Raw genomic sequence first — 20,143 nt, forward strand, 5'->3', positions numbered from 1 at the left:
CAAAAAAATGACGAAATGCGTCGCAGGAGGGCTCGGGCGGCAAGGCGGCGGGTAACGGCTATGCTTGTTAGCGCAGCAACATTTCACGCACTTACCCGGTCTTGATCACATGGAAGCAGGCCTATGACTCAAATTCGCTCTCTCGCTCGTGCTGTTGCCCTTGCCACGCTGGCTTCCGTCGCCAGCTTCACGGTGCAAGCTGCCGGTATTCCTATCGGCAGTGAGGCGCTAGAAAGCCACGTCACCACGCAGGTGACGGCCATCGACCTGGCTAACCGCCAAGTCACAGTGAAAGGCCCCGACGACAAAAAGGATGTCACCTTCCAGCTCACGGAAAAGGCCAAAGCGCTGCCCAACCTCAAGGTGGGTGACCAGGTTGATATCTATGTGACCCGCGCGGTGGCTTATGTGCTCAACCCCGAAGTGGGCGGCGCGCCGAAAGCGACTGAGGAGTCCGGTACCATCCGCGCCACGGCCAACAACCCCAACCCCGGCGGCGAGGCGTTCCGCCAGGTCAAGGTCACCTCGCAAATCAAAAAGATCGACCTGAAGAAGCACGAAGTAAGCCTGCTACCGCCTGAGGGCAAACTGCAGGTGGTCAAGGTTGAGAACCCTGACCTGCAGGCACGCATGAAAAACCTCAAGGTCGGCCAGACAGTCGACGCGATCTACACAGAAGTACTGCGCGTCGAAACTTCGCGCTGACCCTTCTGTTGGGGCAGGCTACGGGTTGCCCGCGTATAGATCCGCCGTGATGCCTTGCATGACGGCGGATACCGTTCGAACAGCTGGATTACCCAGTCGGGCCGAGTCTTGCTGGCATCGTTGAGCCAGTTGGCAACCGAGTCCTGGGCATACTTGTCGGTTTCGGCCAGGTGGGGCACCAGCAGGGGCTCGGCTGTTTCCGGCGCCTGCTTGAGTGCGGCGATGTGCTCGCACCAAACGCCGCGCGGGCGCAGCACCTCGATGCAAAAGCGGCGTACCAATGGGTTGCTGTCGCTGGCATGTCGAGCGAGCAGGACAAGGGCGTTTTCCAGCGCCTGAGCCAGGCGCGGGCGCAAGGCCAGCCAGGCCCATTCGCGCACGCCAAAATGGTCATCACCCGCAAAACGCAACTGGGCCTGCAATGCAGCCTCAAGGTCGAGCGTGCGCGACAGGTGCGCCTGCGCGAAGGCCGCCCAGCTGCGCACGGTATCAGAGCCGTGTGCGCTGCACTGCTCGAACACTTGCTGGCGCAGGTGCGCAGGTGCAGGCTCCAGCCACTGCCCAAGGGCAAGGCCAATGGCGGCGATTTTTTTCGACAGGCCCAGCGCGCGGGTTTGTTCGGCGCAATGGGTTAACTGTTGGATCAATGTCTCGGGCAATTGGCCCGCCAATGCGCCAACCAGGGTTGCTTGATTCACTGCCAGGCATTCGGCCAGGTTGCGGGTGGGCAACTGCCCGTGATCGATCAGGAATGTGCGTTCAGCTGTCATCGAATGTGCTCCATCACATACGTTTTCCGTCTGGTTTCAGCCGTGCCTTGCCGGTTTGGCGGCAGGGTGCCGCGGCTGCGCAGCATGCTAGCCCAATTGGCCGTATCAGGCATGGTATCCATACGGCGAATAACCCAGGTGCACACTTTCAATTTCCCAGCGTGGCGAGGTTTTTTTGATCATTGCCTGAACATTTGACGCTAAGGAAATCTGCCATGTTCAGCAAAACCCTGTGCCTTCTGGCGCTGCCCTTTGCCCTGGCGTTGCTTGCCGGTGCCGTGCTGCCGTTCCAGGCTGCGGGTAATGCCGCCGTCGGCCGGGCGCTAGGGCACTGGTTGTGGGGCGCATTCACCTCGTTGACGGTAAGTTCGCTGGTTGTCATTGCTGCACTGCTACTTCTCAGGGTGCCTGCGCCAGACTTGGGCAAGGCCTTGCAGGGGCCCTGGTGGCTGTGGGTTGGCGGTGTGCTGGGGGCAATGTATGTGGCCGGCGCTGCGGCGCTAACCCCTAAACTGGGTGCGGCGGGGTTTCTGGTGCTGGTGGTGGCGGGGCAGATCATCACGGCGGTGGTCGCCGACCATTTCGGGGTGATGGGGCTGGGCGGCAAACCACTCAACCTGGCCAGGCTGGTGGGTGTTGGGCTAATCCTGTGCGGTGCGCTGCTGGTGCAAGGCACCTGGGCGGCGGGCGCGCCGGCTAGTGCCGCAGCCGTGCTGAAACAGCCAGAAAGCTGATCAGCGCCCCGGTTGGCTGCAGGCCCACACGGTTTCACGCAGCCAGCGATGGCCGGGGTCGCTGTCCTTGCGGCTGTGCCAGGCCTGCTGGTAGTCGAACGAAGGGATCACCAGCGGCGGCTCGAACGGGCGCAGCATGGGGTGATCGCGCAGGGAACCTACTGCACGGCTGGCCACGGTCAGGATCAGGTCGGTGCCGGCCAGCACCTCGACAGCGGCGCTCCAATGCGGCAAGGCCAGGGCGATCCGCCGGCGCAGGCCTTTGGCGGCCAGGGCACGCTCGATTTCGTCAAAGGCATCCGGGCGCATGGCCATCAACACATGCGGGCGGGCCAGCCAGTCGGCCAGGGCCAGGCCACCACTGGCCGGTAGCACTTGCTGATCGGCCACACTGATGAAACTGTCGGCGAACAGCGGCTGAGCAGTGATGGCCTGGGGCAGTTCCGGGAAGATGCCCAGGGCCAGGTCCAGTTCGCCGTCGAGCAACTGGGCCTGCATGGTTTCACGGCTGGCCTGGCTGATGGCCAGGTCCACCCCAGGTGCCACCTGGCGCAGGTGACGCAGCAGGGGTGGCAGGATAATCCGCGAGGAATAGTCGGACAGCGACAGCCTGAAGCGGCGCTGCGCCTTGGCGGGCTCGAACTGCGCGGCGGCCAGCAGGCCATTGAGGTTGCCCAGGGCGTCCTGCAGCGGCATGGCCAGGGACTGGGCGCGGGTGGTTAGCTCCAAGCGGCCGTTCTGGCGCACCAGCAAGGGGTCGTCGAAGTGCGTGCGCAACTGCGCCAGGGCGTGGCTTACCGCAGGTTGGCTGCGGTGCAGGCGCAGGGCGGCGCGGGTGACGTGCTTTTCGCTTAGCAGGGCGTGCAGGGCAAGCAGCAGGTTGAGGTCGATCTTGCGCAGTTCATCCATGGGGTGAATGGCCTTGGTCCTGTCCGACGGTTTAAATCAGCTTAACAAATACCCAGGGGCATGGTGTTTGTCGGGGCCGCTGTGCGGTCGGCTGCTGGGCACAGACTAAATTGCTGCAACCGGTGCAGAAATCATCTGCATTCTGCCTGATTGTTCAACTTTGCCCACCTGATTAGCCTGAGACGAACAACCACTCAGCAGGATTCGATCATGGCTACGCGGATCATTCTCAACAGCACCGGCACTGCCGATGTCATGCAGCTGGCACCCCTGCAACCACTACCTCCTGGGCCTGGCGAAGTCTGGCTGGAGCAGACAGCCATGGGCGTGAACCCGCTTGACGTGCTGCAACGCAAGGGCGGTGCCCCGCTGGCATTGCCCTGTGGGCTGGGGCTGGAAGGCGCTGGGCAGGTCACGGCCCTCGGCGAGGGGGTGCACAACGTGCAGGTGGGCGACCGGGTCGCCTATGCGATGGGCCCGCTTGGCGGTTACGCCAGCGGCCGCTTGTACCCGGCCGAGCGCCTGGTCAAGTTACCGCCGCAGTTGGATGACCAGGCCGCCGCCGCCGTGCTGTTCAAAGGCATCACGGCGCAGTATCTGTTGAAAACCACGTATGCCGTGGGCCCGGGTAGCCAAGTGCTGTTGTACGGCGCAGCCGGTGCATTGGGCCAACTGATGGCGCCCTGGGCGCGGCATCTGGGGGCGACGGTGATTGGCGTGGTGTCGCGCCCGCAAAGCGTGGCAAGGGCGCAGGCCGCGGGCTGCCACCATGTGCTGGTGTTCGACGCGGCCACTTTGGCCGGCCAGGTGCGTGAGCTGACCCAGGGCCAAGGGGTGGACGTAGCCTATGACTGTGTCGGCAAGGTGTCGCTGCAAGCCTCGCTGGACAGCTTGCGGGTGCGTGGCTTGCTGGTGTCGTTCGGCGGCAGTTCCGGCGCGCCGGCGGCCATCGAGGTCGCCACGCTCAATGCCAAAGGTTCGCTGTACCTGACCCGGCCCTCGCTGGCGGCGCACACCCGCACGGTCGACGAGTACCAGCAACGTGCCGCCGATGTGCTGGCGGCGGTCGCCGAGGGTATCATCCAGCCTCGGGTCTGGCGTCACTACCCGCTGGCCGATGCGGCCCGGGCCCACGCGGACCTGGAGCAGGGGCTGTCGGAGGGCGCGCTGATCCTCACTGCCTGATGCCCCAAGCCACCGCCGAGCCTTGCCATGGATGCCTTCGACAGCCGCTGCGCCGATGAACTTGCCACCTTGCTGGCCTTGCACGAGCAGGGCTCGTTTGCTGCTGCCGGGCGGCAGTTGGAGCGCCACCCCACCGTGCTGTCCAAGCGCCTGAGCGCATTGGAAGCACGCTTGGGCATACGCTTGGTTGAGCGCAGTACGCGGCAGCTGCGCTTCACCGATGCAGGCGAGCGGCTGGTGGCCAAGGTGCGTGAAGCCAGCCGCCTGCTCGTCGAAGCGCAACAGGAGGCGGCCGAAGGCGCCGCAACAATGCGAGGGCGTTTACGCTTGGCGTTGCCGGCTGCCATGGGCCGGCGCTGGTTGAGCGGGATGCTGGCTGACTTTGTGCTGGCCTACCCACAGGTGACGGTGGAGGCCGAATATGCCGACCGCTTTGTCGACCTGATTGGCGAGGGCTTTGATGCAGCCATCCGTATTGGTGAGTTGGCGGACAATCGCTTGGTGGCTAAAAAGCTGTGTGATCACCTGCGCATCCTATGTGCGTCGCCCGAATACCTGGCCCGGCATGGCGTACCTGTTCAGCCAGAGGATTTGGCAGTTCATAATTGTTTGAGTTTCAGTGGCTTACGTAGCTTTCCTGAATGGCGGCTGATGAGTGCTGGGCAGCAGGTGAGCGTCAAGGTCGCCGGCAGCCTGCGCAGCAACGACAACGAAGCGCTGCTGGAGGCGGCAAGGCGTGGGGTGGGGATTCTGGCCGGGGGTGACTGGCTGATGGGCGAGGACCTGGCCCGCGGGCGCTTGGTGCGCGTGCTGCCACAATGGCAGTTGGACGTGGCGGCGGGCATTTACCTGGTGCGGCCTACCGCGCGCCTTAACACCGCCGCCGTGGGGGCCTTCAAAGCCTGGCTGGAAGCACGCTTCGAGGCCGGCGCCCCTTGGCGCCATTTACAGGCTCATGAACGGTGTTAAGTTTGCATCATAAATACTTGATAAATAGCAAATTAACGCCTTGCTAGAGCATGCTGTACACACTGCTCGTAGTAGGTCTGCTTGATCGCCGCAGGCTTGAGCCGCGAGCGGCTGTTGTAAGTCTGCTCGGTAATGCCAAAGGCAGTCATGCGCATCCAGGGTTTGGCAAATTTGCGTACCTGCAGCTTCTTGCGCGTGGCATACAGGGTTACCCCGGAAAGCTTGGCCTGCTGGGCTTCAGCGGCTATCTGCGCGCCCCAGCCGCAGGTGTGGCGATCGTTCTGGTTCAGCGCGCGCGCCTGGGCGACGGAAGCGAGTGAGGCCAGCAGGCAACCGGCCACCGTTGCTAGAAGTACTCGCATATTGCTGTCCTAAGCATCTGAAGGAACACGAAGTTTGCCTTGGCTTAAAGGTGCTGGGGGCCAGCAATTTGCCGTCAGATTTCGGCCATGCGCAGCGTCCTGGCGGCTGGCACGCGCAGGCTGGCCCAAGCCAAGCTGGCAACCCAGATCACCGACACGCCATAGTTCAGCCGCTGGTACAGGCCGAACCACTGGCCGTCTTGTGCCGCCTGCCCCATCAATGCGGCGGTGACAATCGCCAGTACTACGCAGACGAGGGAGAACAGGGCGAAGGCCTGCGAGCCGGCAATACGGTTGCCCAGCCAAGCCCACACGGCGCTTGTCAGGGTCAGCGAGAGGAACATCAACAGGCCGGACAGGTTGTGCAGTTGCTGTGACGTGGACGGCTGTGCCGGCGCGCAACCCTGGTCGCAGGGGAACCAGCCGGTACCCAGGCTGCCGATGCCATGCAGCAGCACCAGGGCCGCACTTAGCAACGCCAGTTTCGAGCCCCGCCAGCGCCGCGCCAGGCCCCAGGCAAACAACGCAAACAAGGCGGCGAGGGGGAAGTTGTTGACCAGCGGTGACCAGTTGTGGGTTGGTGAACCGACAGCGCCGAGCTGGCTCATGGCCTGTTGCAGGTGGTCGTAACCGGGGTAAGCCTGGGCGGTGAGCGCTACGCCTGCCAACAGCCAAGCAGGGATCAGCAGGCCACTGGCGAGCAATAGGCGATCAAGGGTTTTCATGCTGTGGTTTCCGTCCATGGATAAGCGTGAAGCCGCACAGTACAGGCTTCCTTGGGTGTAGGGCCAGCACTGCCAGCGTTCAATCGAGCGTGTCGAGAAATACCGCACCGTGTGTATGTGATCGTACAACTGCTTGCGCTATGATGAGCGCTGTCTTTCAAGGTGAAATACAGGGCAATGACAGAGCAGCAGGTACAGGCAAAGACCCGGCGTAAGCCGCGCAGTCTGGCCCAGGAACTGGTCACGGTGCTGACCGAGCGCATTCGCAGCGGCCAACTCAAGCGCGGCGACAAGCTGCCGACCGAATCACAGATCATGGCCGAGGAGGGTGTCAGCCGCACGGTGGTGCGTGAGGCAATCTCGCGGTTGCAGGCCGCCGGGCAGGTCGAGACACGCCACGGCATCGGCACCTTTGTGCTGGACGCGCCGGCCACGGGCGGCTTCCGCATCGACCCGGCGACGGTGGTAACCCTGCGCGAAGTGCTGGCGGTGCTGGAGTTGCGCATTGCCCTGGAGATCGAGGCGGCGGGCCTGGCGGCGCAGCGGCGCAGCGATGAACAACTGGCCGGCATGCGTGCGGCGCTGGATGAACTCAACGAAGGCGCGGCCCACGCCAGCGATGCCGTGTCGGCAGACTTCCAGTTCCATCTGCGCATCGCTCAAGCCAGCGGCAACCACTACTTCGCCGACATCATCAACCACCTGGGCACCAGCATCATCCCGCGTACTCGGCTGAATTCGGCGCGGCTGGCCCATGATGACCAAGCGCATTACATGAGCCGGTTGATGCATGAGCATGAGGCGATCTACGAAGCCATTGCCCGGCATGACAGCGAAGGGGCGAAGATGGCCATGCGCATGCACCTGAGCAATAGCCGTGAGCGCTTGCGCCAGGCGCATGAAGAGGCTGAAGCGCAAGGTGCCTGAAGCCGTTTTTAGCCTGTCCCGGCCTCTTCGCGGGTGAACCCGCTCCTACAGGGACCGCGCCGTTGTAGGAGCGGGTTCACCCGCGAAGAGGACGGGACACCGGAAAATAAAAAGCCCCGCTAATCCGGGGCTTTCGTATTTCAAGTGGGGGGAAATCAGATTGCCCCGTCACTCCACTGTCCATTCACCAGCCGGCGCAGCCCCAGCGGGTTGCCATCGCGCAGTGCCTCGGGCAACAGCGCTTGCGGGTAGTTCTGGTAGCACACCGGGCGCAGGAAGCGGTCGATGGCGAGGGTGCCGACCGATGTGCCGCGCGCATCCGAAGTGGCTGGGTACGGCCCGCCGTGCACCATTGCATCACACACTTCGACACCGGTCGGATAGCCATTGATCAGGATCCGCCCGACTTTCTCCTCCAGCAGCGGCACCAGCCAAGCATAGGCCAGCAGGTCCTCCGGTTCACCGATCAGGGTAGCGGTCAGCTGGCCGCGCAGGCCAAGCAGGGCGGCGCGCAGTTGCTCGTTGTCCTGCACTTCCACGGCAACAGTGGTCGGGCCGAACACTTCCTCTTGCAGCAGCGGGTCAGACTCGACCAACAGGCGGGCGTCAGCCTTGAACAGCTGGGCGCGCGCCTGGCTACCTGCCTGCGTCTGGCCGGCCAGGTGCTCGATGCCGGCATGCGCGTGCAGGTGCTCCAGGCCACCGACATAGCTGCGTAGGCCACCGGCGTTGAGCAGGGTTTGGCCGGCTTGCTGGTCCAGCTGCTGGCCAAGTTCGGCCAGCAGTTGGCTGTATTGCGGCGACTGCAGGCCGATGACCAAGCCCGGGTTAGTGCAGAACTGGCCGGCGCCAAGGCACACCGAGCCAGCCAGTTCACGGGCAATGGCCTCGCCACGCTTGGCCAGGGCCCCCGGCAGGATGATCACCGGGTTGATACTGGACATTTCGGCAAACACCGGGATTGGCTGCGGGCGCTCGGCGGCCATGCGGCACAGGGCATCACCGCCTTTCAACGAGCCGGTGAAGCCCACGGCTTGAATGGCTGGGTGCTTGGCCAGCCACTCGCCGACGCCGCCACCGAAGACCATGTTGAACACGCCCTTGGGCATACCGGTGCGCTCGGCAGCACGCTGGATGGCGCAGCCGACCAGGTCGGCGGTGGCCATGTGGCCGCTGTGGGCCTTGAACACCACCGGGCAACCCGCGGCCAGGGCCGCAGCGGTATCGCCGCCGGCGGTGGAGAACGCCAGCGGGAAGTTGCTGGCACCGAACACGGCGACCGGGCCAACGCCGATGCGCATCTGGCGCAGGTCTACGCGGGGCAGGGGCTGGCGCTCGGGCAGGGCCAGGTCGATACGTGCGCCAAGGAAGTCGCCACGGCGCAATACCTGGGCGAACAAGCGCATCTGGCCGCTGGTGCGGCCGCGCTCACCCTGGATACGGGCAACAGGCAGGGCGGTTTCGCGGCAGACGATGGCGACGAAGGCGTCGTCCAGTTCGTCCAGTTCGGCGGCGATGGCGTCGAGGAACTCGGCGCGCCGCGCCGGGGCCAGCTGGCGGAACTCGGCGAAGGCAGCGGCGGCGGCCTTGGCAGCTTGGTCCACTTCGCTTTCGGTGGCTTGGACGAAGCTGTAGGGCAGGGCCTCGCCAGTGCTGGCGTCCAGGCTTTGCAGGCGCTGTGTGCCAGCGGCGCTGCGCTGGCCGGCGATGAAGTTGTGGCCGAGGATTTCAGGCATGGGGTGCTCCTGTTGGCTTAAGTGTGGAATTGACTGTGGCAGCGGGCGCGCCCGCGAATCAGGCAACTCGGTATATGGCACCGGCTTCGCCGGTGTTGGCGGGCATGCCCGCTCCCACAGGGAGTGGGAACAGTTCGAAGATTGCGCAAGGCCGGGGCATCAGGTAATCGGCGCCGGGTTGAACAGGGTGATGTCGTTGTGCAGGCGGTGCTGTTCGGCCCAGGTTTGCTTACGGCCGCTGGCCACGTCCAGGTAGTAGTGGAACAGCTCCCAGCCCAGCGCCTCGAGGGTCGCGCGGCCGCTGGCAATGCGCCCGGCGTCGATGTCGATCAGGTCTGGCCAGCGCTGGGCCAGCTCGCTGCGGGTGCATACCTTGACCACCGGCGCCATGGCCAGCCCGTACGGGGTGCCGCGGCCGGTGGTGAACACGTGCAGGTTCATGCCGGCAGCCAGTTGCAAGGTGCCGCAGACAAAGTCGCTGGCCGGGGTGGCGCAGAAGATCAGGCCTTTGCGGTTGACCCGTTCGCCCGGGCCGAGCACGCCCTGGATAGCGCCGCTGCCGGACTTGACGATCGAACCCAGTGACTTCTCGACGATATTCGACAGGCCGCCTTTCTTGTTGCCCGGCGTGGTGTTGGCGCTGCGGTCGGCGGCGCCTTGCTGCAGGTAACGGTCATACCAGTCCATTTCCCGTACCAGGGCGTCTGCCACCGCTTGGTTTTCCGCCCGTGAGGTGAGCATGTAGATGGCATCGCGCACTTCGGTCACTTCCGAGAACAGCACGGTGGCACCGGCGCGTACCAACAGGTCCGAGGCATAGCCCAGCGCCGGGTTGGCGGTGATGCCCGAGAAGGCATCGCTGCCGCCACACTGCATGCCCAGGATCAGTTCGCTGGCCGGCACGGTTTCGCGGCGGCGCTGGTCGAGCTTTTGCAAGCGGCTTTCGGCCAGTTGCATGATCTGTTCGATCATTTCCACAAAGCCCAGGCTGGCGTCCTGCAGGCGGTACAGCCACGGCTCGGTCAGGTCCACCGACGGGTCGTTGTCGTGCATCACCTGGCTGGCCTGCAGCTTTTCGCAGCCCAGGCTGATGACCAGCGCTTCGCCGCCCAGGTTCGGGTTGCGCGCCAGGTTGCGTACGGTACGGATCGGGATATAGGCATCGCGGGCGTTGATCGCCACGCCACAGCCATAACTGTGGGTGATGGCGACCACGTCATCGACGTTAGGGTACTTGGGCAGCAACTCGTCGCGAATGCGCTTGACTGCATGTTCCAGCACACCGGTGACGCATTGCACGGTGGTGGTGATACCGAGGATGTTACGGGTGCCGACGGTGCCGTCGGCGTTGCGGTAGCCCTCGAAGGTGAAGCCTTCGAGTGGCGGCAGCGGATCAGGCACGGCGTCGCAGCGCGGCAGGCTGTCCAGGGCGGGGGCCGAGGGCATGGCCAGCTGGCTTTCCTGAACCCAGCTGCCCTGGCGCAGGTCCTCAAGGGCGTAACCGATGATCTGCCCGTAACGCCGTACCGGCTCGCCCTTGGCAATGTTTACAGTGGCCACCTTGTGGCTTTGTGGCACGCCTTCGACCAAGGTCAGGCCATCGGCAAAGCGCGCGCCTTCGCTCAGGCCACCGTCGTTGACCACGACCACGACATTGTCGTCGTCGTGCAGGCGCACGTAGCGAGGCGATTCGGAATGTTCGATCAACTGCATGTTCGGGCCCTTCTGATGATTGCTCAGGCGTTATACATCCGCCTGCGCCCGGCAATTGCTGGGCGCAGGCGTGTTCACTCAGTGACGCGAGCTCGCCAGTTCGCCATTGGCGGCTGGCTCGGCCTCAGGCTTTGGGGCGTCGCGCAGCTCGATGCGTTTGATCGGGCCGACGATGACCAGGTAGCTGAACACTGCCACCAAGGCATTGGCACCCACGTACACCAGGGCCCACTTGAACGAGCCGGTGGCGCTGATGATGTAACCGATGACAATCGGCGTGGTGATCGAAGCGATGTTGCCGAAGGTGTTGAACAAACCGCCTGACAGCCCAGCGATTTGCTTGGGCGAGGTGTCGGCGACCACCGCCCAGCCCAGCGCGCCGATGCCTTTACCGAAGAACGCCAGGGTCATGAAGCCGACCACCATCCACTCGGCGTCGACGTAGTTGCAGAACACCATGGTGGTCGACAACAGCAGGCCGCAGACAATCGGCAGCTTGCGCGAGAAGGTCAGCGAGTGACCGCGGCGCAGCAGCCAGTCCGACAGCACGCCACCCAGCACGCCACCGATGAAGCCACAAATGGCCGGCAGCGAGGCGATGATGCCGGCCTTGAGGATGGTCATCCCCCGTTCCTGCACCAGGTACACCGGGAACCAGGTCAGGAAGAAGTAGGTAATGGCGTTGATGCAGTATTGGCCCAGGTACACGCCCAACAGCATACGGCTGGTCAGCAGTTGCTTGATATAGCCCCACTTGGGGCCACTGTTGTTGCGTTTTTGGTCCATGTCCACCAGGCCACCGTTCTGCTCGATGTGTTCGAGTTCGCTTTGGCTGATGCGCGGGTGTTGCTTGGGGTTGTAGATGGTTTTCATCCACACGAACGAGAACAGGATGCCCAAGCCGCCCATGACCACGAACACATGTTCCCAGCCGAAGGTGAAGACAATCCAGCCCATGATCGGGGCGAACAGCGCGGTGGCGAAGTACTGTGCTGAGTTGAAGATCGCCGAGGCAGTGCCGCGCTCTGCGGTAGGGAACCAGGCCGCGACGATACGGGCGTTACCCGGGAACGACGGGGCTTCGGCAAAACCGACCAGAAAGCGCAGGGTGAACAGCGTTACCACGGCCCAGGCCACGGGCAACCCACCGACAAAGCCTTGCAGCAGGGTGAACAGCGACCAGGTGAAGATGCTGAAGGCGTAGACGTTCTTGGAGCCGAAGCGGTCGAGCAGCCAGCCACCAGGAATCTGGCCGGCCACGTAAGCCCATCCAAAGGCGGAAAAAACATAACCGAGGGTTACGGCGTCAATGCCGAGGTCTTTCTGCAGGCTGGAGCCTGCGATTGCAATGGTCGCGCGGTCGGCATAGTTGATCGTGGTCACCAAGAACAGCATGAACAGGATCAGGTAGCGCACATGCGTCTTTTTAGTCGCTTGCATGCTGGCAATACTCCCACTAGTTATTTTTGTGCGGGCTTACGAATTGTAACCGGAGTGGAGGCTTCCCACTCCGGGGGCGGCAAGGGCAGGCCGCAGGGGGGCGCTTATTGCGGCCCCATTTTGTCCATCAGGGCGGCGAGCATTTCGTACTCTTCGCCAGTCAGGTCGGTCAGCGGGGTGCGCACCGGGCCCGCGTCGTAACCAGCGAGCTTGGCGCCGGCCTTGACGATGCTCACGGCGTAGCCGGCCTTGCGGTTGCGGATATCCAGGTACGGCAGGAAGAAGTCGTCGATCAACTTGCCAACGGTGGCGTGATCGTCGCGGGCGATGGCGTGGTAGAAGTCCATCGCTGTCTTCGGCACGAAGTTGAACACAGCGGAGGAGTACACCGGTACGCCCAGGGCTTTGTAGGCGGCAGCATACACTTCGGCGGTCGGCAGGCCTCCCAGGTAGCTGAAGCGGTCGCCCAGGCGGCGACGGATCGACACCATCAGTTCGATGTCACCCAGGCCGTCCTTGTAGCCGATCAGGTTCGGGCAGCGCTCGGCCAGTTTTTCCAGCAGGTCGGCATTCAGGCGGCAGACGTTGCGGTTGTACACCACTACACCGATGTTGACCGACTTGCACACGGCCTCGACGTGAGCGGCAACGCCGTCCTGGCTGGCTTCGGTGAGGTAGTGCGGCAGCAGCAGCAGGCCTTTGGCACCCAGGCGCTCGGCTTCTTGCGCGTACTCGATGGCCTGGCGGGTGGAGCCGCCGACGCCAGCAAGGATCGGTACCGAGGTGGCGCAGGTGTCGACCGCAGTCTTGATCACCTGGCTGTACTCGCTGGCGGCCAGGGAGAAGAACTCACCGGTGCCGCCGGCGGCGAACAGGGCGCTTGCGCCGTAAGGGGCAAGCCATTCCAGGCGCTTGATGTAACCCGCCGGGTTGAAGTCGCCCTGGGCGTTGAAGTCGGTGACCGGGAAAGACAGCAGGCCGTGGGAGAGGATGGATTTCAGTTCTTGTGGCGTCATTGTTGTTGGCATCCTGTGGCGCTTGGGTGAAGGGTGTTGTTCTGCGTTAGAGGTAAGTTATCGTACAACATGAGCGATGACTAGTCCCTCCTTGAGATTTTTTGTGGCGGGGGTAGGGCGGAAGTGTTATTGCCTGTACCGACCTCTTCGCGCGCAAGCCCGCTCCTACACGCGTAGCGCGGCGTATTTGCGTATTAAAACCCTTGTAGGAGCGGGCTTGCCCGCGAAGAGGCCGGGACAAGCGACAACCAAAGATGCAGAAGACACAGGCGGCAGACTATCCGCGACCAGTCATCGTATCTCTTAAGGGGGAAGGAAAAAACGATCGCGGAGACAGGCACAAGCCCGCCGCCCGTTTCCACGGGAAGTGTTCTGGGACCAGCAGAGGGTGACCGAGGAAACGGGGGCGGCCTTGCGCCGCCCCGCGATCAAAGCAGAGGAAACTAACGGTCAGGCAGCGTGCTGGCGCTTGACCTGCGCCTTGCGTACCTGGGCTCGGCAAGCGTCGCCGAAGGCCTGGAAGATCTTGATCGAGTCGGGGTTCTTGGCTGCTTGCCACTCCGGGTGCCACTGCACAGCGAACAGGAACGGCGAAATGCTCGGGGCATGAATCGCCTCGACCAGGCCGTCTTCGGCATGGGCGATGGCCTCGAGGCCGGCGCCGAGTTTGTGCAGGCCCTGGCCGTGCAGCGAGTTGACGCGAATCTCGTCGGTACCCAGGGTTTCACGCAGCCAGCTGCCTGGCTTGATCTTCACGCCGTGCACCTGTGCGTATTGCACTTCGACCGGGTCTTCCGGGTTTTCCCGGTGGTCGTTGAAGCCAGGCTCGGCGTACACCTTTTGGTAAATGTCGCCACCCAGCGCCACGTTGATTTCCTGCATGCCACGGCAGATACCGAAGATCGGCAGGCCACGCTTGATCGCCGCCTTGACCAGTGGGATGTCGAACAGGTCGCGGTTCTGGTCCTGGCCTTTGCCGGGGGTTTCGTTGTCCTGGCCATACAGGGCCGGGTCGATGTTGCTGCCAGCGCCGGTCAGGTATACGCCGTCGGCCATGTCCAGGTAGGTCTCGAGGTCGTCGATGCCGCAGCAGGTGGGCACCAGTACCGGGACGCAATCGGAAAACTCAACCAGCGGGGTGATGTATTTGTGGGTCATGACCTGATAGTCATGGCCTTTGCGCTCTTGGCTGCCCATGGTCATCAGGACGACGGGTTTGCGCAGGGAGGATTGCTTGTTGCCAATGTTGCTGTTGGACATATGTCACCTTGGGACAGGTTCGGCCTGTCGTTGTTGTGCAGGTGCACGGCGCGGGGCCTGGGGTGCAGCCTGTAGCCCCGAGCACTGCCGGCTCATCGGAGGCGACGATGCCGGTCGGGGCTTGTAGATAGCTTGCCAGAGCCGTTCGATATGTCAAACGACGAGAGAGGGCATTGGGGCGGGGAATGCGCCGGTTTTTGGGGGCTGAAACCGATGCGGGCCTGTGCCGGCGTGGGTTTGCCGGGGGTGGCGGTCAATAATATTTAACGATGCAGTTGGGTCTTTGCAGCGGTGCAATGAAGGTGTCGTCTGTACTGGGCTCTTCGCGGGCACGCCCGCGAAGAGGCCAGAACAGGTGTCAGTGCAGGATCTGCGCCAGGAACGCCTTGGCCCGTTCGGTACGCGGCTGGTTGAAGAACACCTGCGGTGGGCTGTCTTCGATGATCTGCCCGCCCTCGAGGAACAGCACCCGCTCGGCCACCTGCCGGGCAAAGCCCATTTCATGGGTGACGCAGAGCATGGTCATGCCGGTGCCGGCCAGTTTCACCAGCACATCCAACACTTCGGCGACCATCTCCGGGTCCAGCGCCGAGGTGGGTTCGTCGAACAGCATGATCCGTGGCTTCATGCACAGCGCCCGGGCAATCGCCACGCGCTGCTGCTGGCCGCCAGACAACTGGCTGGGGTACTTGTGCGCCTGGCTTTCGATGCCGACCTTGCTCAGGTACATGCGCGCCCGTTCCTCGGCATCCTTGCGCGACAGCCCGCGCACGCTGGTGGGGGCCAGCAGGCAGTTGTCGAGCACGCTCATGTGCGGGAACAGGTTGAAATGCTGGAACACCATACCGATGTCGCTGCGTATCTGCGTCGCTTCACGGGTGGTGGCTGCCAGGTCGATGCCGTCCACCTGGATGCTGCCCTTTTGGGCCACTTCCAGGCGGTTGATGCAGCGGATCAGGGTCGATTTGCCCGAGCCGGACGGCCCGCACAGCACGATGCGTTCGCCTTCGCGCACTTGCAGGTCGATGTCGCGCAGCACGTGGAAGGCGCCGTAGTGCTTGTTCAGGCCCTCGATGCGGATCAGCACCGGGCGTGGGTCGGTTTCAGGGGCAAGGGTGGCAAGGCTCAGTGGTGCGGTCATGTTGTTGTTCTCCCGCAGGGGTTCAGTCGAAACGGCTCGCGCTGTAGGGCGCGGGGTCGGTGAAGGGGCGCTCGCCAGTGACCAGTTCGGCCAGCAGGCGGCCGCTGACCGGGCCCAGGGTAAGGCCGTGGTGGGCGTGGCCGAAGTTGAACCACAGCCCTGGGTGGCGAGGGGCCGGGCCAATGACCGGGCGCATGTCCGGCAGGCACGGCCGGCGGCCCAGCCAGGGGGTGTCGTCCAGGCGCTCGCCCAGCGCCGGGAACAGCTTGCGCGCCAGGGCTTCGCAGCGGCCCAGCTGAATCTGGTTGCCAGGCGCGCTGCTGGCATCGAACTCGATGCCGGTGGTCAGGCGCACGCCTCGGGCCATCGGCGCCAGCACGTAGCCGCCCTGGGTGTCGCAGATGGAATGCTCCAGCTGCGCGCCGTCGCGGGTGCTGTAGTGCATGTGGTAGCCACGCTTGATCGCCAGCGGGATCTGGTAGCCCAGGCCGCTGAACAGTTCAGCCGACTGCGGGCCGAGGCAGGCCACCACCTCGTCGGCGCTGATCGGCCCACGGCGGCTGTCCACCTGCCATTTGCCGTTGGCCTGGCGCAGGCTACGCGCATCGCCATGCAGGAACTGCCCGCCACGCTGCATGAACAGCGCCGCATAGCCCCGGGTGAGGGCGCCGGGGTTGTTCACGGTCTTGGGGTCGAGCCAGTGGATGCCGCCGACCACCGTGGCGTCCAGTTGATGCTCGCGGGCTTGCAGTTGCCCGCATTCGAGGATTTCGAACTGCAAGCCATAACGGCTCAGGCCTTTGGCGTCGGCCTTGGCCTGCTCGAACAGCGCTGGGTCACGGAACACTTCGATCCAGCCTTTGGCGTGCACCAGCCCTTCCAGGCCAGCGGCAGCGATCAGTGCGTCGTGCTCTTCGACGCAGCGCTGCACCAATGGCAGCATGTCGGCGGCGGCCCCGGCCAGGCGCCCGGGGGCCGACTGGCGCCAATAGCGCCACAGCCAGGGCGCCGCTTTGGGCAGGTGCGCCAGGCTGTAGCGCACGTCGGGTTGGCGGTTCAGGCCGTAGCGCAGCAGCGCGCCCAGTTGCCGGGGGAAGGCGTAGGGGATGACGCTGGAGCGCTCGATCAGCCCGGCGTTGCCGTGGCTGGTGCCGCTGCCCGGCTCGTCGCGGTCGATCAAAATTACCTGGCGGCCACGGGCCTGCAGGTGCAGCGCGGTGCTGACGCCGACGATACCGGCGCCGAGGACAAGGGTCTGGCAATGCATGGAACGTATCCTTCGGTCAGTTCAGGTGGCGGCCCAGGCGGGCTTCCAGGTGTTTCAGCAGGCGCCGCACCAGTTCGACGATCACCAGGTAGAGCACGGCGGCCCACAGGTAGATCTGGAAGTCGAAACTGCGCGAGAAGGCCAGTTTGGTCACACCCATCAGGTCGTAAATGGTCACCAGCGAGGCAATGGCGCTGGCCTTGATCATCAGGATCAGTTCGTTGCCCAGCGGTCCGATGGCCACCAGCAGCGATTGCGGCAGGATCACCTTGAAGAAGGTGGTCGAGCGCTTCAGGTTCAAGGCCCGTGCCGCTTCATGCTGGCCGGGGGCGACGGCCATCAGGCTGCCGCGGAAGATCTCGGCCTGGTAGGCGGCGGTGTTCAGGGTGAACGCCAGCAACGTGCAGAACCACGCTTCGCGGAAGAACCACCACAGCCCCACGTCTTGCCAGAAGCCTTTAAGCGAACCCAGGCCGTAATACAGCAGGAACAGTTGGGCCAGCAGCGGCGAGCCGCGGAAGAAGTACACATAGCCGGCGGCCATACGCTGCAGCAGCAGGCTGCGCGACATGCGTGCCAAGGCCAGCAACAAGCCGAGTACGGCGCCCAGGCTGAAGGAAATCACCACCAGCTTAGCGGTTACCAGCAGGCCATCGAGGAAGCGCGGGCCGTAGCGCTCCAGCAGGTCTGGGTCGAGGACCAGCGCCAACAGTTGTTCGAAGCTCATGCGCGTGCTCCTTGCAGGTGGCGGTTGCTACGCCGTTCGATGTAGGCGAACACGCGCCCGGAGAGTGCCGCGAACAGCAGGTAGCCCAGGCAGGCGACGCCATAGAAGAACATCGGCTCCTTGGTCACGCTGACCGCCAGGTTGGTCTGGCGCATCAGGTCGACCAGCGAGATGGTGGAAACCAGCGAAGTGTCCTTGAGCAGCGACAGCCAGTTGTTGGACAAGCCGGGCAGGGCGATGCGGGTAAGCTGTGGCAGCAGCACCTTGAAAAAACCCGTGCGCTTGCTCAGGCCCAGCGCCGAGCAGGCTTCCAGTTGGCCTTTGGGCAGGGTTTTGAAGGCTGCCAGCCAGATCTCGCTGGAAAACGCGGCGAACACCAGGCTGAAGGCGATCATCGCGGCAAGGAAGGTGTTGATCAGGAACTCACCCTGGTAGCCCATCGCCGCGAGAATCTTCTGTGCGGCGATCTGGCAGCCGTAATAGATGATCAGCAGCGTCAGCAGCTCGGGCAGGCCGCGGAACACGGTGGAAAAGGTAGTGGCCCAGGCCCGTGGCAGGCGCTTGCGCGAGCGCGCCGCCAGGGCAACGACCAGGCCCAGCGGCAGGCCAATGGGCAGGCAGGCCAGTGCCAAGGAAACAGTGACCAGCGCGCCGGCCAGCAGCGCCTGGCCCCAGCCTCCGCTGGCGAAGGACAGCAAGGACAATTGATCGAGCATGACGAACACCTTGTGTTGACCTTACCGGCCTCATCGCCGGCAAACCCAGCTCCCCACAGGCACCCCACTGTTTTCAAGGTCAGTGAGCTACCTGTGGGCGCTGGCTTGCCGGGGATAGGGCCCGATCAGGCGATACGGGCTCTAAGGTCAGTTGTAGATATCGAAAGCGAAGTACTTGCTGGCGATTTTCTGGTAGGTGCCGTTGGCCACGATCTGTTGTAGCGCGGTGTTCAGGCGCTGGCGCAGGGCTTCGTCGTCCTTGCGCACGGCAATGGCAGCGTCGGCCTTGGTGTCGGCCACATCACCGAGGATCTTGCAGCAATCCCCGCCGTTCTTGGTCATCCATTCGTGCAGCGGGAACTTGTCGGCGATCACCCCGTCCAGGCGGCCTGCGGCGAGGTCGGCGTTGGCTTCGTCCATGGTCGGGTACAGCTTCACGTCGGCACCGGCCTTGGCGTAGACGTCTTCGGCGTAAATGGCCTGGGTGGACGACGACTGGGCGCCGACGGTGTAGCCGTCGAATTTGGTCTGGGCATCGTCGATCTTGCTGTCCTTGGCCACGGCTACGGTCAGCGGGGTGCGGTAGTAATGTTCGGTGAAAGCAATTTTCTTGCGCCGTTCTTCGGTGTCGATCATCGACGCGACCACCGCATCGTACTTGCGTGCCATCAGGGCCGGGATGATGCCTTCCCAGTCCTGGGCCACCAGCGTGCATTCGACTTTCATCTGCTCGCACAGGGCATGGGTGATGTCGACATCGAAGCCGTGCAGCTTGTTATCGGCGTCGACATAGTTGAAGGGCGGGTAGGCGCCCTCAGTGGCGAAACGCAGGGTTTCGGCACTGGCGGCACCCGACAGCAGCAGGGCACACGCACCCACCAAGGCCATGGTCTTGTTCATCTCGCACCTCATTGCACTCTTGCTATTGTTGTTTACCCGACGACCACGAGGTGTAGCCGACGAATTCGTTATGTAGAGCGGCAGTTGCTTCCAAGCGTTTTTCAACATCTGGCCCGAGCTTCTTGCAGACCTCGTTGACCATCAGGTGCACCCACGACAGCATGGTCGAGGTGGATTCCCAGAACAGATTGAACTCGGTGGGGATGCGAAACACCTCGTCGGCGTTGGCATCGGCCCAGTCACAGAAGGGGTCGGTCACCAGGGTGACCGCAATGCCAGCCTCGCGCGCCTTCTGGCACAGCAGCAGGGCATGGCGGGAATAACGGCGGGCCTCGAACACCAGCAAGGCGCTGTCCTCGGCGCGGCCCAGCAACACGTCACCGAAGTGCCCGGCGCTGATGTCGACCAATTGCACACCATCGCGCAGGTACTGCAGCAGGTGACTCATGCACATGGCGATGCCGCGCTCGGTCTGGAAACCGGCGATGAATACCCGCGGCTTGCTCGCCAGGCGTTGCGCGACGGTGTGCCAGGCGCTGCTCTGGCGATACTCGTGCACGCGCACCAGGGCAGCGATTTCCAGCTCCAGGCTGCCGGCGTTGTCGCTGGCATCTTGGTTCTGGCGGTAATCTTGCAGGCGGTCGCCCACCAGCCATGGGCCATCGCCCAAATCGTTCTGCAGGTCTTGCTTCAACGCCTTGAGGTGGGCATAACCCAATGAGCGGCAGAAACGTCCCACGCTGGATTCGCTGACGCCCAGCTTGACGGCGATGCTGGCCGAGGTCTGGAACGGCAGTTCATGCAGATTGGCGAGCATGTAGCTGGCGATCTTGCGGCCCGAGGCAGCGGCCCCTTCGAGGCTGTTTTCCAGGCGTTGCTTGATCGGTTGGCTCATGCTGCGGCTCCAGGGGTGAGGCTTGGGAAGAAAATGAATGTTTTCT

At 63.7% G+C, this 20,143-nt stretch carries 20 protein-coding genes; 5 read left to right on the forward strand and 15 right to left on the reverse strand.

The features are described from left to right. The first annotated feature begins 123 nt into the window (after positions 1–123). Positions 124–705: a hypothetical protein gene (locus DV532_RS10830; protein ID WP_056800928.1), complete on the forward strand. Its 582-nt coding sequence runs from the start codon at positions 124–126 to the stop codon at positions 703–705. On the opposite strand, the gene DV532_RS10835 is transcribed toward DV532_RS10830, so the two are convergent. After that, positions 669–1,475 (reverse strand): hypothetical protein, encoded by an 807-nt coding sequence (locus tag DV532_RS10835; protein WP_056800930.1) that lies wholly within the window; start codon positions 1,473–1,475, stop codon positions 669–671. The two genes, DV532_RS10830 and DV532_RS10835, sit on opposite strands and share 37 nt — an antisense overlap. A 215-nt stretch (positions 1,476–1,690) precedes the next feature. Here DV532_RS10835 and DV532_RS10840 point away from each other — a divergent pair, with 215 nt between their 5' ends. Continuing rightward, positions 1,691–2,209, forward strand: a complete 519-nt coding sequence (locus DV532_RS10840) for a DMT family transporter (protein ID WP_056800932.1) — start codon at positions 1,691–1,693, stop codon at positions 2,207–2,209. On the opposite strand, the gene DV532_RS10845 is transcribed toward DV532_RS10840, so the two are convergent. After that, a complete protein-coding gene (locus tag DV532_RS10845) occupies positions 2,210–3,118 on the reverse strand; it encodes a LysR family transcriptional regulator (protein ID WP_056800935.1) in 909 nt (302 codons plus the stop codon). Positions 3,119–3,328: 210 nt separating this feature from the next. Between DV532_RS10845 and DV532_RS10850 the strand changes: the two genes are divergently transcribed. Next, positions 3,329–4,303 carry a quinone oxidoreductase gene (locus DV532_RS10850; RefSeq protein WP_056800937.1) on the forward strand — a complete coding sequence of 325 codons (975 nt, stop codon included), beginning with the start codon at positions 3,329–3,331 and terminating at the stop codon, positions 4,301–4,303. A 27-nt stretch (positions 4,304–4,330) separates the two neighbouring features. Continuing rightward, the gene (locus tag DV532_RS10855; RefSeq protein WP_056800939.1) at positions 4,331–5,272 is read left to right on the forward strand and encodes a LysR family transcriptional regulator; all 942 of its coding nucleotides are present in this window, start codon (positions 4,331–4,333) and stop codon (positions 5,270–5,272) included. Positions 5,273–5,304: 32 nt separating this feature from the next. Here the strand turns inward: DV532_RS10855 and DV532_RS10860 are convergent, their stop codons facing one another. Next, positions 5,305–5,634 carry a hypothetical protein gene (locus tag DV532_RS10860; protein WP_056800941.1) on the reverse strand — a complete coding sequence of 110 codons (330 nt, stop codon included), beginning with the start codon at positions 5,632–5,634 and terminating at the stop codon, positions 5,305–5,307. A gap of 74 nt (positions 5,635–5,708) precedes the next feature. Further along, positions 5,709–6,359 carry a DUF998 domain-containing protein gene (locus DV532_RS10865; RefSeq protein ID WP_056801533.1) on the reverse strand — a complete coding sequence of 217 codons (651 nt, stop codon included), beginning with the start codon at positions 6,357–6,359 and terminating at the stop codon, positions 5,709–5,711. Positions 6,360–6,536: 177 nt separating this feature from the next. Between DV532_RS10865 and DV532_RS10870 the strand changes: the two genes are divergently transcribed. Continuing rightward, positions 6,537–7,286, forward strand: a complete 750-nt coding sequence (locus DV532_RS10870) for a FadR/GntR family transcriptional regulator (protein WP_056800943.1) — start codon at positions 6,537–6,539, stop codon at positions 7,284–7,286. Positions 7,287–7,441: 155 nt separating this feature from the next. On the opposite strand, the gene DV532_RS10875 is transcribed toward DV532_RS10870, so the two are convergent. The 11 genes from DV532_RS10875 to DV532_RS10925 form a co-directional block, all read right to left on the reverse strand. Continuing rightward, positions 7,442–9,022 carry an aldehyde dehydrogenase (NADP(+)) gene (locus DV532_RS10875; protein WP_056800945.1) on the reverse strand — a complete coding sequence of 527 codons (1,581 nt, stop codon included), beginning with the start codon at positions 9,020–9,022 and terminating at the stop codon, positions 7,442–7,444. Between the two features lie 159 nt (positions 9,023–9,181). Beyond that, entirely contained in the window at positions 9,182–10,735 is a 1,554-nt protein-coding gene (gene garD / locus DV532_RS10880; RefSeq protein WP_056800946.1) for a galactarate dehydratase, read from the reverse strand. Positions 10,736–10,813: 78 nt separating this feature from the next. Continuing rightward, the gene (locus DV532_RS10885; protein WP_056800948.1) at positions 10,814–12,175 is read right to left on the reverse strand and encodes an MFS transporter; all 1,362 of its coding nucleotides are present in this window, start codon (positions 12,173–12,175) and stop codon (positions 10,814–10,816) included. Between the two features lie 104 nt (positions 12,176–12,279). Beyond that, entirely contained in the window at positions 12,280–13,191 is a 912-nt protein-coding gene (gene kdgD / locus DV532_RS10890; RefSeq protein WP_056800950.1) for a 5-dehydro-4-deoxyglucarate dehydratase, read from the reverse strand. A 450-nt stretch (positions 13,192–13,641) separates the two neighbouring features. Further along, a complete protein-coding gene (locus DV532_RS10895) occupies positions 13,642–14,451 on the reverse strand; it encodes a gamma-glutamyl-gamma-aminobutyrate hydrolase family protein (RefSeq protein WP_056800952.1) in 810 nt (269 codons plus the stop codon). A gap of 358 nt (positions 14,452–14,809) precedes the next feature. After that, positions 14,810–15,592 carry an amino acid ABC transporter ATP-binding protein gene (locus tag DV532_RS10900; protein WP_056800954.1) on the reverse strand — a complete coding sequence of 261 codons (783 nt, stop codon included), beginning with the start codon at positions 15,590–15,592 and terminating at the stop codon, positions 14,810–14,812. Between the two features lie 22 nt (positions 15,593–15,614). Continuing rightward, a complete protein-coding gene (locus DV532_RS10905; RefSeq protein WP_056800956.1) occupies positions 15,615–16,859 on the reverse strand; it encodes an FAD-binding oxidoreductase in 1,245 nt (414 codons plus the stop codon). Positions 16,860–16,875: 16 nt separating this feature from the next. Next, on the reverse strand, positions 16,876–17,586 hold the full coding sequence (locus DV532_RS10910) for an ABC transporter permease (protein ID WP_056800958.1): 711 nt from the start codon (positions 17,584–17,586) through the stop codon (positions 16,876–16,878). Then, a complete protein-coding gene (locus DV532_RS10915) occupies positions 17,583–18,302 on the reverse strand; it encodes an ABC transporter permease (protein WP_003247720.1) in 720 nt (239 codons plus the stop codon). Before DV532_RS10915 ends, DV532_RS10910 begins: the two co-directional genes overlap by 4 nt. A 147-nt stretch (positions 18,303–18,449) precedes the next feature. Further along, positions 18,450–19,202 (reverse strand): transporter substrate-binding domain-containing protein, encoded by a 753-nt coding sequence (locus DV532_RS10920; RefSeq protein WP_056800960.1) that lies wholly within the window; start codon positions 19,200–19,202, stop codon positions 18,450–18,452. Positions 19,203–19,224: 22 nt separating this feature from the next. Beyond that, a complete protein-coding gene (locus tag DV532_RS10925; protein WP_056800962.1) occupies positions 19,225–20,097 on the reverse strand; it encodes a MurR/RpiR family transcriptional regulator in 873 nt (290 codons plus the stop codon). Between the last annotated feature and the right edge of the window lie 46 nt (positions 20,098–20,143).

This window comes from Pseudomonas sp. Leaf58 (assembly GCF_003627215.1).
Lineage (GTDB): Bacteria > Pseudomonadota > Gammaproteobacteria > Pseudomonadales > Pseudomonadaceae > Aquipseudomonas.

Coding starts and splice junctions, on each gene's coding strand:
- DV532_RS10830 (WP_056800928.1), top strand. CDS start 124: ATGACTCAAATTCGCTCTCTCGCTCGTGCTGTTGCCCTTGCCACGCTG.
- DV532_RS10835 (WP_056800930.1), bottom strand. CDS start 1,475: ATGACAGCTGAACGCACATTCCTGATCGATCACGGGCAGTTGCCCACC.
- DV532_RS10840 (WP_056800932.1), top strand. CDS start 1,691: ATGTTCAGCAAAACCCTGTGCCTTCTGGCGCTGCCCTTTGCCCTGGCG.
- DV532_RS10845 (WP_056800935.1), bottom strand. CDS start 3,118: ATGGATGAACTGCGCAAGATCGACCTCAACCTGCTGCTTGCCCTGCAC.
- DV532_RS10850 (WP_056800937.1), top strand. CDS start 3,329: ATGGCTACGCGGATCATTCTCAACAGCACCGGCACTGCCGATGTCATG.
- DV532_RS10855 (WP_056800939.1), top strand. CDS start 4,331: ATGGATGCCTTCGACAGCCGCTGCGCCGATGAACTTGCCACCTTGCTG.
- DV532_RS10860 (WP_056800941.1), bottom strand. CDS start 5,634: ATGCGAGTACTTCTAGCAACGGTGGCCGGTTGCCTGCTGGCCTCACTC.
- DV532_RS10865 (WP_056801533.1), bottom strand. CDS start 6,359: ATGAAAACCCTTGATCGCCTATTGCTCGCCAGTGGCCTGCTGATCCCT.
- DV532_RS10870 (WP_056800943.1), top strand. CDS start 6,537: ATGACAGAGCAGCAGGTACAGGCAAAGACCCGGCGTAAGCCGCGCAGT.
- DV532_RS10875 (WP_056800945.1), bottom strand. CDS start 9,022: ATGCCTGAAATCCTCGGCCACAACTTCATCGCCGGCCAGCGCAGCGCC.
- garD (WP_056800946.1), bottom strand. CDS start 10,735: ATGCAGTTGATCGAACATTCCGAATCGCCTCGCTACGTGCGCCTGCAC.
- DV532_RS10885 (WP_056800948.1), bottom strand. CDS start 12,175: ATGCAAGCGACTAAAAAGACGCATGTGCGCTACCTGATCCTGTTCATG.
- kdgD (WP_056800950.1), bottom strand. CDS start 13,191: ATGACGCCACAAGAACTGAAATCCATCCTCTCCCACGGCCTGCTGTCT.
- DV532_RS10895 (WP_056800952.1), bottom strand. CDS start 14,451: ATGTCCAACAGCAACATTGGCAACAAGCAATCCTCCCTGCGCAAACCC.
- DV532_RS10900 (WP_056800954.1), bottom strand. CDS start 15,592: ATGACCGCACCACTGAGCCTTGCCACCCTTGCCCCTGAAACCGACCCA.
- DV532_RS10905 (WP_056800956.1), bottom strand. CDS start 16,859: ATGCATTGCCAGACCCTTGTCCTCGGCGCCGGTATCGTCGGCGTCAGC.
- DV532_RS10910 (WP_056800958.1), bottom strand. CDS start 17,586: ATGAGCTTCGAACAACTGTTGGCGCTGGTCCTCGACCCAGACCTGCTG.
- DV532_RS10915 (WP_003247720.1), bottom strand. CDS start 18,302: ATGCTCGATCAATTGTCCTTGCTGTCCTTCGCCAGCGGAGGCTGGGGC.
- DV532_RS10920 (WP_056800960.1), bottom strand. CDS start 19,202: ATGAACAAGACCATGGCCTTGGTGGGTGCGTGTGCCCTGCTGCTGTCG.
- DV532_RS10925 (WP_056800962.1), bottom strand. CDS start 20,097: ATGAGCCAACCGATCAAGCAACGCCTGGAAAACAGCCTCGAAGGGGCC.